The following is a 13,172-nucleotide window of genomic DNA, read 5'->3' on the forward strand; positions in this document are numbered from 1 at the left end:
CACCGAAACAAGCCCCAGCATGAGACGAAACGGGCTATCTCTCAAAGATCCCAAAACTTGGACACCTGAAAACCTGAACTGCAAAAAAACAAACCCGCCGAAAACGACGGGTTTGTCAGCAGTCTGAGGCGCCGCACATGTGCGGCGCCTTGTCCCGGAAAACCGGAATTTTGATCCATCAGGACGCAGGGCCATCGTCGAAGGCAACCCGGTCCACCATTTCGCTGGCGGCTTTCCGGTACTTCGCGATCTCAGACAGGGAAATATCATCCGGCTTGAGTTCGCCCCAGCCTTTCACCCGCTCTGAGATTTCCACACCCGGGGTCAGCGGGTATTCGAAATTTGTCTCTGCATAGATCTTCTGTGCATCCGGCGTTGTCAGAAACTCGATCAACTTCATCGCGTTGTCTCTGTGCGGTGCATGCTTATTGAGGATCACACCGGAAATGTTCACGTGAGTTCCGCGGTCTTCCGCATTCGGGAAAATCAGACGCACAGAGGCAGCCCAGTCTTTCTGCTCCGGCTCTTTCTCGTTCGTTTCCATCTGGCCCATGTAATAGGTGTTGCCCAGCGCAATATCGCACTCGCCAGCATAGATGGATTTCACCTGAGCGCGGTCATTCCCGGTCGGTTTGCGGGCGAGATTGTCGCGCAGGCCGACAAGCCACTTTTCAGTTTCAGCTTCACCGTGATGCACGATCATGGAAGCGATGAGGCCGAGGGTGTAAACATGCTGGCCGGAACGGGTGCAGATACGGCCCTTCCACTTGGGATCGGCCAGCTCTTCATAGGTGATCGTATCCTGATCCACGCGCTCACGGGAAGCATAGATCACACGGGCACGGGCAGTCAGGCCGACCCAGTCACCATCCACGTCGCGGAACTGTGGCGGGATGTCCTTAGCAACAACATCAGATTTAATGGGCTCAGCAATGCCGAGCTGCTTTGCGCTGTCGAGACGGCCGATATCAACGGTCAGCATGACGTCTGCTGGAGAGTTCTCTCCCTCAGCCGCAATGCGCTCGCCCAGACCCTTGTCGGAGAAGACAACGTTGGTCTTGATACCCGTCTTCGCGGTGAAAGCATCAAGGAGAGGCTGAATGAGTGACGGCTGACGGTAGGAATAGACGTTTACCTCCTCAGCCGCCTGGGCGTTTCCACCTGCAAGGGCCGTCGTCGCCAGCATGATCGCGGAGGCCAAAGCCTTCTTTGCAACGTGCATCATTGATCTCCCGAAAATCTCTTCCCGCTGCAGCAGCGTTTGCGAGGATTGTTCATTTTTCGCTGCGGACTATGGTCTGAGGCCTCTTTCAAGTCAATAAATCTCAAGTTTTCAATAGTTTAGAATTATTCCAATCTAATCGGTATCTTTAACTCAAGTTTTCTCTTCATTTCCATCACCTTGCGGATTTTCCGGAAGCTGCACCTTCTCCAGAGGCAGTCCTCCCGATCCACAGACCCCGGTCACGTTCCCGTGAGTGCACCCCATCGAGCCCGGGGCATCACAGCTGAACCATCATCTTCCATGAGAAAAGGCCCCGCACCTGACCGGCTGGGACCTTCTTCAAAAACCACAGTTTGAAACGCGCAAGGCTTATTCAGCAGCCTCGGCAGTCGAAGAGCGCAGAGACAGCCGGGCCCAGGGGCGGGTGCCAGCAGGAGCTTCCTCAACCGATCCGACCGGCTGCAGATAGCGGGTCACTTCCGGCCATTCGCCCTTTTCGAGCGCGGCCAGAACTTCCGGCTTCACAATCTCGAAGCTGCTGACACCACAACGGCGCAGGAGGGGGATCTGGTCGAGAATGTAGAACCCGACAGCCCGGATATCACCCTTGTAGCCGAATTCTTCGCGCAGAATCCGGGCAGAGGAAAACCCGCGGCCATCGCTGAACTTCGGGAAATCAACGGCCACAAGCGCCAGCTTGTCCAGATGAGCGACGATGTCTTCCACATTGTCGCCCGGAGCCACCAGCACAGCGATAGAAGCAGCGCTGCCGCTCAGGCTTTCGGCGTCCGCCAGATAGCGGGCAAGCGGAACAAGCACGTTTCCGGATGCCGGGACCGGCTCTTCACTGGCGACGCGGATCCAGTCTTCGTCATGGAAAGCGCCGTTCTTGTAGATCTTGCTCATTTCGTCTTCGCGTCCCTTCGCGGGCCGGACTGACCATCCGGGACCCGCACTGTCTCTTGCCGGCCGCAGCCGGATTTCCTCAAATCCCGCTGCCGTCCAATTCCTTGCCGAGTGTCGGCAAGTGAATGCCACACTCCGTCTTGTCCTGCCCCCGCCACCGGCCAGCCCGGGCATCTTCCCCCGGCTTGACCTTGGAGGTGCAAGGCATACAGCCAATGGACGGATAGCCCTGAGCCACCAGCGGATGGGGTGGCAGGTCCTTGTCCCTGGCATAGGCGAGAATGTCGGCAGCCGTCCAGTCCGCCAGCGGATTGACCTTCACTCTTCCGCCTTCATACTCGAACGGCGGCAGGCTCGATCTGGTCGCGCTCTGGAACCGCTTGCGGCCAGAAATCCAGCTCCCGAAGCCAGACAAAGCCTCCTCCAGCGGAACGACCTTGCGCACATGGCAACAGGCGTCTGTGTCGCTCATCCAGAGCATGCCTGCAGGATCGGCCTCGGACAAGACCGGTTTCGCAGGCTTCTGGGAACGGACATCGGTCAGCCCCAGCTGCTCCACAAGCTGATCCCGGTAGCGAAGCGTATCGGGAAAGAGCTTACCGGTGTCGACCATGATCACGGGCGCAGACGGATCGATCCCGGATACCATATGCAGCAGAACTGCGGAATCCGCGCCGAAGCTGGAGACCATGGCAATGTCGCCCGCAAACCGCTCGCTGAGGGCAAAGCTGAGGATCTCCTGCGCGGTTGCCCCGGCGAACCGGATGTTCAGGGCATCGATTTCATCCCGGATACCGACAGGTTCCGATGTTTCATATATGCTAGCAGGTTCAGCCAGTCCCATAGAGGGCCTCCTTGAAGGGGTCATCCCCAACACGCCGGTAAGCATCAAGGAAGGTTTCTTCCTTGCTTGTCCTCAGCCCCAGATAGGTGTCCACCAGGGTTTCGATCGCATCGACAACTTCTTCGGAGGAGAAGCCGCGGCCGATGATTTCACCAATCGAGGAATTCTCGTTGGCAGAGCCGCCGAGCGTGATCTGGTAGAACTCCTCGCCCTTCTTCTCCAGGCCAAGGATGCCGATGTGGCCCACATGGTGGTGGCCGCAGGCATTGATGCAGCCGGAGATCTTGATCTTCAGCTCACCGATTTCCGCCTGACGGTCCGCACCGCCGAAACGTTCGGAGATCCTTTGGGCAACCGGAATGGAACGGGCCGTCGCAAGGGCGCAATAGTCCATGCCGGGGCAGGCAATGATGTCGGTGATCAGGCCGGAATTGCCCTCGGCCATGCCGGCAGCCACCAGACGGTCGAAGATTGCAGGCACATCCGCCAGCTTCACATGCGGCAGGATGACGTTCTGCTCATGGCTGATGCGGATCTCGTCATGGCCATAGACCTTGGCGATTGCTGCGATCTCGTCCATCTGCACATCGGTCGCATCGCCAGGAATGCCGCCAATCGGCTTCATGGAAATGGTGACGCTGACATGACCCGGGACCCGGTGCGGGTTGAGGTTATGGGCCGCGAACTGTGCGAAAGCCGCGTCGGACGCCCTGCGGGCCTCGAAAGCTCCATCGGTTTCCGGCAGGACTTCCAGCGGAGGCGGTGCGAAATAGGCCTCGATACGGCGCACTTCTTCATCCGGCAAACGCAGCACGCCGTAACGAATCTTGGCGAATTCTGCCTCGATATCTGCTTTCAGCTCTTCAAGACCTGTCTCGTGAACCAGGATCTTGATGCGGGCCTTGTATTTGTTGTCGCGGCGGCCATAGAGGTTGTAGACGCGCAGGATCGCTTCGGAATAGGCCAAGAGGTCCTCTTCCGGCAGGAAGTCGCGCACCTTACGGCCGATCATCGGCGTCCGGCCAAGGCCACCGCCGACAAAGACCACGAAGCCGGTTTCACCAGCGTCGTTGCGGGTCAGCTGCAAACCGATGTCATGCACCTGAACGGCGGCGCGGTCATGCGGCGCGCCGGTGATGGCGATCTTGAACTTGCGCGGCAGGAACGAGAATTCCGGATGCAAGGACGACCACTGGCGCAGGATTTCCGCATAGGGGCGCGGATCGGCGATTTCGTCGGCAGCGGCGCCAGCGAAATGATCGGCGGTCACATTGCGGATGCAGTTGCCCGAGGTCTGGATGGCATGCATCTCGACTTCGGCCAGCTCTTCCAGGATCCTCGGCGTATCCGCCAGGCTCGGCCAGTTGAACTGGATGTTCTGGCGGGTCGTGAAGTGGCCGTAACCGCGGTCATAGGTGCGGGCGATATGCGCCAGCTTCTGCATCTGACGGCTGTTCAGCGTGCCATAAGGAATGGCAACACGCAGCATGTAGGCATGAAGCTGCAGATAGAGACCGTTCATGAGGCGGAGCGGCTTGAACTCTTCCTCTGACAACTCACCGGATAGGCGGCGGCGCACCTGGTCCTTGAACTGCTCGGTACGCTGGGTCACGAAGCCCTGGTCGAATTCGTCGTAACGGTACATTTCGCGTCTCCACTCCGGCTGGGCCTTGTCCGAGGCGCTGACCGGTCATCTTCCTGGAGCATCCTTCGTTCACGAGAACAGGCGGGGATGCTCAATATTTCCTATTGGCTCAGCCGTTGACCGCCTGCGCCTGCTTGCCGAGGTCCGGATGGGTGGTCGGTCCCTTTGCGCGGATCTTTTCGCGCAGGCGCACCGGAACCAGCTTGCCATCCTCTTCGGTCACATCGACTTCATAAACGTCGACCACTTCCCGGCGTTCGGCGGAAGCCAGACCAGCGGCAAGAGCTGCGGCTACATCATCCTTGCCATCCAGCACCAGTGCTTCGGAGACCTGGCCAACCCAGGCGTTTCCGGCACCGAGCCAGACCACTTCGCCATCGATCAAACGGTTGGCGGTAACAATCTTCATTGCCCTTATCTCCTCAGGCGGCGACTTCACGTTTCAGCGGCCAGGCCGCGATGGGTTCGGCTTTTTCAAGAGCTGCATGGCCAACCGCCTCACCAATGACGATCAGCACGGCGCCATCAATGTCAGAGCGGTCCGACAGGTTACTCAGATCCGCAAGCGTGCCGCTGAACTGGCGTTCGGACGGATGCGCAGCGTTTTCGATGATCGCGACAGGCGTGCCGGGACGAAGGCCCGCGGACACAAGCTTGGCGGCAACATCCGCCGCCACAGTCCGCCCCATATAGACCGCGACCGTCGCGCCCTTCAGCGCCAGACCGGCCCAGTCCGGCAGAACTTCAGACTTTGCATTGTGGCCGGTGGCAAAGACCAGCGTGGAGGCAACACCGCGCAAGGTCAGCGGAAGCTGGGCCGAGGCAGCGGCCGCAAAGGCAGCCGTCACGCCCGGCACGACCTCAAAGCTGATGCCAGCTTCGCGCAGCGCATCCATTTCCTCTGCCGCACGGCCGAAGATCATCGGATCGCCCGCCTTGAGCCGGACAACCTTAAGGCCATCACCGCCAAGCTTGACCAGAAGTTTGCAAATCTCCGCCTGCGGAACCGAGTGAGCGCCCTTTCGCTTTCCAACCGAAATCCTCTCCGCATCCCGGCGGCCCATGGCCACAACACCGGCAGGCACCAAGGCATCATGAACAATAACATCTGCCTCCTGCAGCAGCCGCTGGGCGCGCAGGGTTAGGAGATCTTCCGCGCCTGGTCCGGCCCCCACAAGCCAGACGAAACCGGTTTCATCGGCAGCGCCGTTCAGAAGGCGCTGCGCTTCGGCGCGGGCAGCATCGGTGCGGCCAGCGTAGACATTGTCTGCAACCGGACCGGAGAAGAATTTGGCCCAGAACCGGCGGCGCGCGGCACCATCGGCTATGACCCGGGAGGCGGTTTCACGCAGGCTTTCTGCAAGACGGGCCAGTTCGCCCGTGCCACGCGGCAGCATTGCTTCAATTCGCGCGCGGATGTGCCGGGCTAGAACCGGCCCAACACCCGTGGAGGTTATGGCTACGGCAATCGGAGCCCGGTTCACCAGTGCTCCGGTGTAGAAATCACAAAGATGGGGTTTGTCGACGGCGTTTGCCGGAACGCCCATAATCCGGGCCGCTTCCACCACCGCCCGGTCCAGCGCCTCGTCTTCCCGGGCGCTGAACACAAGAGCTGCGCCGTTCAGATGCGACGGGCGGAAAGCCTCGGCGACATGAACTGCGCCAGCGGCCTCGATTGCATCGAGCAACTCTTGTTCAACGTGATCAGCAATCACTTCGATGCGGGCATTCGTTTCGGAAAGCAGACGGACCTTGGCCGCGGCTTCCCCGCCATGACCGACCACACAGACGCGCTGTCCCGCAACCTTGAAGAAGGTTGGAAACACATCAAGCCGCCGGCGCTCCGGGGCGATCTCACGTTGCTTTTCTGGTCCAGCCATAGGGCCTCTCCCGGACATTCGCATCCATGGCATCAATTTAGCGATTTGGCCGGAAAAACTGCGGGCATCGCATTTCAAAGTGCGCATCAAGGAGAGAAAAGGAATCCTCTCTTGTCCGGTTCGGCGAACAATGCCGCCAAACTGCGCCAATTCCCCACCCTCCATCCCTTTGAAACAATAGGCTCCGCAGAAGCCGGGGGACCCGATTTCCTTCGGATATTGGCAGGACGCGTCGGCGCGGCTGGTCATCCTGATCGTGAAGGCTGCTTCCGGCCAGGCTCCCGGAGATTGGTAATATGCCCCAGGCCTTGCTCTATTTTTGTATACAAAAATATTGACTATGTACGCAAAAATTGCACACCATCATGCAAGCTTGATCTTTCAAGCGACATGGGAGGACATTCATGAACAGAAAATACGCCCTGACGGCAGCCCTGCTGGCAGCAACCGTTTTGTCCGGAACCGCCCAAGCGCGGGTCACCGGCTTCCAGATTCAGGCATCCAGCCCCGCTTTCGAGGGACAGACTTTCGGCGGCACCGGCGCTTATGAGCGGATCGACGCCATCGCCACGATCGCGGTCAACCCGGACGCCCCTGCCAATGCAGGAATTGTCGACCTTGGAAAGGCGCCCCGCAACGCCAAGGGCGAGGTGGAATTCACCACTGAAGTCTTCATTCTGCGACCTGCGGATGCCGGCAAGCAGTCACCATTTCTGTTCTATGAAGTACCTAACCGCGGCCGGAACCTGAGCTTCATGCTGCTCAACCGGACCGAAGGGTCGGGTGTCCCCGCCAAGGCCGAAGATGCGGGCGACGGCTTCCTCATGAACCGGGGCGATACGGTCGTCTGGAGCGGCTGGCAGTCGGATTTGCCGGAGGCGGCCATCAACATCACCCTGCCCACCCTGCCGGACGTCAAGGGCACTTCCCGGGAGCAAATGATCTTCGACAAGCCGGGCGAAACGGGAAAGATTTCCCTCACCTATCCGGTAGCCGACATGAATCCCTCAAAGGCCAAACTGACGGTGCGGGCAACACCGGACGATGCCCCATCGACACCTGAAGGCCTGACCTTCAAATATGTCAGCAACACGGAAATCGAGATCACCCGCCCGGCCGGAATGGATGCAGGCGCGATCTATGAGTTCGTCTATCCGGCTGAGGGCAGCGTGCCAGCAGGCCTTGCCTTCGCGGCCACTCGTGATGTGATCTCGTTCCTTCGCGGAAACGACGGCCACAATGCCGAAAACCCGCTGAAGGGTATCGAGCACACCATCGGCATGGGCATTTCCCAGTCCGGACGCTTCGTCCGCGACTTCATCTATCAGGGTTTCAATGCGGATGAAGGCGGCAAGAAGGTCTTCGACGGCGCAATGGCGCATATTGCCGGCTCCCGGAAGACTTACACCAACTACCGTTTCGCCCAGGCTGGCCGCTATTCGCGGCAGCATGAGGATCATGATTACCCCGGCGATCAGTTCCCCTTCACCTACGCCCTGACCACCGATCCCCTCACCAACAAGCGGGAAAGCATTCTGAGCGCTTGCACGGCAAGCGATACCTGTCCGAAGATCATGCACACGGACACTTCGACCGAGTTCTGGCAGGGCCGCGCCTATCTGGTATCAACCTCTCCGGAGGGCGAGCCGCTCACCATGCCGGAAAATGTCAGGCTCTATTTCCTTGCGGGGGCGCCCCACTTTAATTCCTGGGGCACCCAGTCGAACATGAGCAAGACCTGCGTCAACCCAACCAACCCGCTGAGTTCGGCTCCGGTCATGCGCGCTCTTTATGCCGCCATGGAGGATTGGGTTTCCAAGGACACTGCGCCTCCGGCCAGCAGCTACCCAACCCTGGCGGAAGAAACCCTGGTCAAGCTTGAGGATCTGAAACTGCCGCAGATTGCAGGCATCACAGCGCATCCTCCCTTCAACACCCTGCGGGTGATGGATCATTCCGAAAAGCCGCCGGTACAAGGCGCCGCTTACATGGAATATGTGCCCTCTGTCGATAAGGACGGCATTCCCCTCGGCGGGATCCGGCTTCCTGTGATTGCCGCTCCTCTCGGCAGCTATGCCGGCTGGAACCTTCGAGGCAAGGGTTTTGCGGAAGGCGAACTGTGCAGCCTGACCGGCAGCTATCAACCCTTCCCGAAGACAGCGGATGCAAATGACAGCCGCGCTGCGATCGATACCCGCTACAAGGATCAGCAGGCCTATCTTGACGCTGTGAAGGCCGCAGCTGAAGGACTGATTGCCCAGAAGCTGATGCTTGAAGGCGACGTTGACTATGTGCTGGAACGCGCCAAGGCGGACGCGGCTACGATCTGGAACTGAGCTTCGTTCCACCAAAACAAAACCGGTGGCCCCTGGCCGCCGGTCTCTTTATTTGATCTGCTGGTCTCGTAAGCTCAGGCAGCGATGTCGCGGATGAACTTCTCGATCTGTCTTTTACAGCCCGTTGTATCAGGGACCACTTACTTCATCGCCTGAAGGATCGACACATAGTTGGCGACGGCCGCGCCGCCCATGTTGAAGATGCCGCCAATTTCAGCATCCTTGATCTGAATCCCCCCAGCCTCTCCAGTCAGCTGCATGGCTGTCAGCACATGCATAGATACACCGGTCGCCCCGATCGGGTGGCCCTTGGCCTTCAGCCCGCCAGACGGGTTGACAGGCAACCTGCCGTCCTTTTCGGTCCAGCCTTCCAGAATGGCATCCGCGCCGCGGCCTTCGCTGGTCAGGCCCATGGCCTCGTATTCGATGAGTTCGGCGATCGTGAAACAGTCGTGGGTCTCGACCAGGGAGAGATCCTCAAGTGCCAGACCTGCGTCCCCAAGCGCCTGCCCCCAGGCACGCGAACAGCCTTCAAACTTCAGGATATCGCGCTTGGACATGGGCAAAAAATCCTGAACATGCGCCAGGGAGCGGAAGGCAACGGCCTTCCTCATCCCCAAAGCAGTCGCCGGGTCCGTCAGAACCAAGGCCGCGGCGCCGTCGGAAACCAGCGAGCAATCGGTACGCTTCAGCGGACCGGCAACGAAAGGATTCTTCTCTCCTTCCTGACGGCAGAACTCGTATCCAAGGTCCTTGCGCATCTGCGCATAGGGGTTTGAAACCCCGTTCCGGTGGTTTTTGGCGGCGATCCGCGCAAGGGCATCTGACTGATCCCCGTGCTTCTGAAAATAAGCCTCGGCGATCTTGCCGAAGACACCTGCAAACCCCGCAGGGGTGTCGCCGTCCTCAGGTAGATAGGACGCTTTCAGAAGGTTGCGGCCAATTTCCGCACCCGGCGTCGTGGTCATCTGTTCAACGCCTACGACAAGCACGAAGCGCGCGTCCCCAGACCGGATCGCGCGTACGCCCTGATGAACGGCGGCAGAGCCGGTCGCACAGGCATTTTCAACACGCGTTGCCGGAGTGAATCTCAGGAGCGGATTGGCCTGAAGCACCAGGGACGCCGTGAAGTCCTGAGCCGAAAAGCCCGCATTGAAGTGCCCAAGAACGATCTCGTCGATCTCTTCCGGGCCGATCCCGGCATCATCGATCGCCGCGACAGCCGCCTTGACGATCAGACTCTCGACGGTTTCTTCAGAGTGCTTTCCAAATGGCAAATGCGCCCATCCAACCATTGCTGCGGTCATATGATCTCCTCCCCTGCTCGGGTTACTTTGACAAGAGATTTCCAGCTTGGAGGGCAAATGGCAAGAGAAATTTTGACCTAAACGTCAATCAAATAGGTTAAGCTAATAAATTTCAAATGCTTAAATAGTATCCATATCATAGTTGTCATGTTTCTGTTTTTTTCCCAAAGCCCGCCTTTTTTCATCGGACTGTCACGGAAGGCCGCCATATTGGCGGTGTTTTCAGCGTTTGATTTTTTCAGTCCTTTGTTTAGCGGCCGGTCCTAAAGGGCCGGTCTTTTTTTGTTTGCAATCTGCTGTTGAGGCTCTCCCCCCTTGACCGGGAACAGACTTCCCGATAGCCATTCAAAGCGCTTTGGATGCTGTGAAGAAATTCAAGAACCAGCAACGGAGGTCCAGAGCGTTTCCAGGACTCAGAAGGTGTGGAGCTGAATATGGACGCCCAGCGGACTTTGGCGGCGGACAACCAAGCGCAGGCTTGCTCGCAAGACTGGTGGCGCGGCGCGGTGATTTATCAGATCTATCCGCGTTCGTTTCAGGACAGCAACGGCGATGGCATTGGTGATCTGAACGGTGTGACTGAGCGGCTGGACTACATTGCCTCCCTTGGGGTCGATGCGATCTGGCTCTCGCCGTTCTTCACCTCGCCAATGGCCGACTTCGGATATGACGTTTCCGACTACAAGGGTGTCGATCCGATGTTCGGCACGCTGGCCGATTTCGATACCATGACCCGAAAGGCCCATGAGCTGGGCCTCAAGGTCATGATTGATCTGGTTATTTCCCATACCTCGGACCAGCATCCGTGGTTCAAGGAAAGCCGCAGCTCCCGCGACAACCCCAAAGCGGACTGGTATGTCTGGGCCGATAGCAAACCGGAAGGGTCTCCCCCCAACAACTGGCTCTCCATCTTTGGCGGCCCCGCCTGGGAATGGGATGGCGTGCGCTGCCAGTATTATCTGCACAACTTCCTGACCAGCCAGCCGGACCTCAACTTCCATAACCCTGAGGTTCAGGACGCCGTTCTGGATGCTGCACGGTTCTGGCTGGATCGCGGTGCCGATGGCTTCCGGCTCGATACCGTAAACTTCTACTTTCACGACAAGGAATTGCGGGACAATCCGCCGCTTCCTACGGGGATGACCCTGACCGGTGTGGAGCCGACCAATCCCTACAGCTTCCAGCATCATCTTTATGACAAGACCCAACCGGAAAACCTGCAGTTTTTGGAGCGGTTCCGGGCACTTCTTGACCTTTATCCCGGTTCAACGGCTGTTGGCGAGATCGGTGCGGACCGGGACGTGATCGGGACGACCGCTTCCTATACCGAGGAAGGCAAACGCATCCATATGGCCTATAGTTTCGACCTGCTTACTCCGAAGCGGTCCGCGAGCTATATCCTGCAGACAATAGAGAATATGGAAGCGGGTCTTGGCTCCGGATGGCCCAGCTGGGCGCTTTCCAACCATGATGTGGTCCGCGTCGCCACAAGATGGGGTGAAGGCGCAGAACTTGACCGGTTCAGCCCTTTGGCACTGGCCTTTGTAACCTGCCTTCGCGGAACGCCCTGTATCTATCAGGGCGAAGAACTTGGGCTTCAGGAAGCCGACGTTCCCTTCGACAAGCTGCAGGATCCCTATGGCATCCGCTTCTGGCCGAAGTTCAAGGGCCGGGATGGCTGCCGTACGCCCATGCCGTGGAGCAGAACACATCCTGGCGGCGGCTTTACGACTGGCACCCCATGGCTGCCGTTGGCAAATGAGCACCTAGCACGTGCGGTCGAGACACAGGACAGGAACGAGGGATCTGTCTTGAACCGGACGCGGCAGTTCCTGAAGTGGCGCAGGAAAGTTCAGCCTCTCGCCAAGGGCGGGATCCGCCTTTTGGAAAGCGAAGGCGAAACGCTAGCCTTCCTTCGTCTTTACAACAACGAAGCCGTCCTGTGCGTCTTCAACCTCTCTGCAGAGCCGGTGGAGCTGGACCTTCCGCAGGGCGTTTCGACACTCACTCCCCTGCCAGGATCCGGCTTCAGCGGCGTGCTTGAAGGAAAAAAAATCAAGCTCCATGGCCTCGATGCCTTCTTCGCACTGGCAGGCTAGGCTCTATCCGGCAAGCCCGCTTGCAGGACCGGTGCAGTAAACCTAAAAAGACGGTCCGGGCCACCTGTCCGGACCGTTTTTCGTTTTACAGGGTCCCCATGTCAAATCGCCTGCCTCTTTCGGTGTTTATCATTGCCAAGAATGAAGCGGACCGGATCGGGAGAAGCATTCAGTCTGTGATCGGATGGGCCGACGAGGTCATCGTGATCGATAGCGGCTCAACGGATGGCACACCGGAGACTGCAAAGGCACTTGGCGCAAAAGTCATTCACAACAGCTGGCCTGGCTATGGACCGCAAAAGCGTTTCGGCGAAGACCAATGCCGGAACGACTGGCTGCTCAACATTGATGCCGACGAAGAGGTCACACCGGAACTTGCGGGCGAGATCCGGCAATTGATCGAGACCGGGCGTCACAAAGCGGCTGGCGGCTGGCGCATCATGATCCGCGACATTTATGCTCACGAGTGCACCCCTGCCCCCTGGGCTTATGGGTATCACCAGATCCGCCTTTATGACCGGCGGCAGGGACGTTTCTCGGACTCCACGGTTCATGACACAGTGCGGCCCAATGAGGGCACGCAACTGAACAATCTCTCAGGCATCATCGCGCACAGGTCGATACGCTCCCTGGAATTTCAGGTCGGCAAGTACAATAGATACTCGGACATGCAGGTTGCCGACATGCAGATGCGCAGCCGGAAACTGCCGCGCTGGCGGTTGCTGACCGAGTTTCCTGGCGCTTTTCTGAAGGCTTATCTCGTACGCCGGTACTGGCGCTATGGCTGGTGGGGATTGATCCTGTCGGTAAACTATGGCCACGCCCGGTTTCTAAGGGTGGCAAAAGCTTATGAAGCGGAACTCAGGAAGGCTGCGAAGCCGTAATCAGGCCTGATCCGCGGCAGTGGGCTGGTCAAGCAGGGCCGCAATC

Annotated in this window: 10 protein-coding genes; 3 read left to right on the plus strand and 7 right to left on the minus strand. The window is 58.8% G+C overall.

Annotation, left to right across the window (positions count from 1 at the left end; all coding sequences use genetic code 11):
- Positions 1 to 178: 178 nt before the first annotated feature.
- The 6 genes from IG616_RS11715 to cysG form a co-directional block, all read right to left on the minus strand.
- Positions 179 to 1,222, minus strand: a complete 1,044-nt coding sequence (locus tag IG616_RS11715) for a Fe(3+) ABC transporter substrate-binding protein (RefSeq protein WP_192148359.1) — start codon at positions 1,220 to 1,222, stop codon at positions 179 to 181.
- A gap of 372 nt (positions 1,223 to 1,594) precedes the next feature.
- Positions 1,595 to 2,131, minus strand: coding sequence for a DUF934 domain-containing protein (locus tag IG616_RS11720; protein ID WP_192148360.1), 537 nt, complete (start codon positions 2,129 to 2,131; stop codon positions 1,595 to 1,597).
- A gap of 79 nt (positions 2,132 to 2,210) precedes the next feature.
- Complete coding sequence (locus IG616_RS11725; protein ID WP_192148361.1) at positions 2,211 to 2,975, minus strand: phosphoadenylyl-sulfate reductase; 765 nt, start codon at positions 2,973 to 2,975, stop codon at positions 2,211 to 2,213.
- Positions 2,962 to 4,620 (minus strand): nitrite/sulfite reductase, encoded by a 1,659-nt coding sequence (locus tag IG616_RS11730; RefSeq protein WP_192148362.1) that lies wholly within the window; start codon positions 4,618 to 4,620, stop codon positions 2,962 to 2,964. The genes IG616_RS11725 and IG616_RS11730 overlap by 14 nt, the downstream gene beginning before the upstream one ends.
- Positions 4,621 to 4,729: 109 nt before the next feature.
- Complete coding sequence (locus IG616_RS11735) at positions 4,730 to 5,029, minus strand: DUF2849 domain-containing protein (RefSeq protein WP_192148363.1); 300 nt, start codon at positions 5,027 to 5,029, stop codon at positions 4,730 to 4,732.
- A 13-nt stretch (positions 5,030 to 5,042) separates the two neighbouring features.
- The gene (gene cysG, locus IG616_RS11740; protein ID WP_192148364.1) at positions 5,043 to 6,500 is read right to left on the minus strand and encodes a siroheme synthase CysG; all 1,458 of its coding nucleotides are present in this window, start codon (positions 6,498 to 6,500) and stop codon (positions 5,043 to 5,045) included.
- Positions 6,501 to 6,904: 404 nt separating this feature from the next.
- On the opposite strand from cysG, the gene IG616_RS11745 reads away from it, so the two are divergent.
- Positions 6,905 to 8,836, plus strand: coding sequence for an alpha/beta hydrolase domain-containing protein (locus IG616_RS11745; protein ID WP_192148365.1), 1,932 nt, complete (start codon positions 6,905 to 6,907; stop codon positions 8,834 to 8,836).
- Positions 8,837 to 8,976: 140 nt separating this feature from the next.
- Here IG616_RS11745 and IG616_RS11750 read toward each other — a convergent pair whose 3' ends face one another.
- Positions 8,977 to 10,143, minus strand: a complete 1,167-nt coding sequence (locus IG616_RS11750) for an acetyl-CoA acetyltransferase (protein ID WP_192148366.1) — start codon at positions 10,141 to 10,143, stop codon at positions 8,977 to 8,979.
- A gap of 434 nt (positions 10,144 to 10,577) precedes the next feature.
- Here IG616_RS11750 and IG616_RS11755 point away from each other — a divergent pair, with 434 nt between their 5' ends.
- Entirely contained in the window at positions 10,578 to 12,242 is a 1,665-nt protein-coding gene (locus tag IG616_RS11755) for an alpha-glucosidase family protein (protein ID WP_192148367.1), read from the plus strand.
- A 98-nt stretch (positions 12,243 to 12,340) separates the two neighbouring features.
- Positions 12,341 to 13,126 carry a glycosyltransferase family 2 protein gene (locus IG616_RS11760; RefSeq protein WP_192148368.1) on the plus strand — a complete coding sequence of 262 codons (786 nt, stop codon included), beginning with the start codon at positions 12,341 to 12,343 and terminating at the stop codon, positions 13,124 to 13,126.
- Positions 13,127 to 13,172 lie beyond the last annotated feature (46 nt).

Origin of the sequence: Roseibium litorale (genome assembly GCF_014842915.1) — a bacterium.
Lineage (GTDB): Bacteria > Pseudomonadota > Alphaproteobacteria > Rhizobiales > Stappiaceae > Roseibium > Roseibium litorale.

Bases quoted from the DNA above. Each gene is read 5' to 3' on its own strand.
- IG616_RS11730 (WP_192148362.1), bottom strand. From the start codon at position 4,620: ATGTACCGTTACGACGAATTCGACCAGGGCTTCGTGACCCAGCGTACC.
- IG616_RS11725 (WP_192148361.1), bottom strand. From the start codon at position 2,975: ATGGGACTGGCTGAACCTGCTAGCATATATGAAACATCGGAACCTGTC.
- IG616_RS11715 (WP_192148359.1), bottom strand. From the start codon at position 1,222: ATGCACGTTGCAAAGAAGGCTTTGGCCTCCGCGATCATGCTGGCGACG.
- IG616_RS11745 (WP_192148365.1), top strand. From the start codon at position 6,905: ATGAACAGAAAATACGCCCTGACGGCAGCCCTGCTGGCAGCAACCGTT.
- cysG (WP_192148364.1), bottom strand. From the start codon at position 6,500: ATGGCTGGACCAGAAAAGCAACGTGAGATCGCCCCGGAGCGCCGGCGG.
- IG616_RS11760 (WP_192148368.1), top strand. From the start codon at position 12,341: ATGTCAAATCGCCTGCCTCTTTCGGTGTTTATCATTGCCAAGAATGAA.
- IG616_RS11755 (WP_192148367.1), top strand. From the start codon at position 10,578: ATGGACGCCCAGCGGACTTTGGCGGCGGACAACCAAGCGCAGGCTTGC.
- IG616_RS11720 (WP_192148360.1), bottom strand. From the start codon at position 2,131: ATGAGCAAGATCTACAAGAACGGCGCTTTCCATGACGAAGACTGGATC.
- IG616_RS11735 (WP_192148363.1), bottom strand. From the start codon at position 5,029: ATGAAGATTGTTACCGCCAACCGTTTGATCGATGGCGAAGTGGTCTGG.
- IG616_RS11750 (WP_192148366.1), bottom strand. From the start codon at position 10,143: ATGACCGCAGCAATGGTTGGATGGGCGCATTTGCCATTTGGAAAGCAC.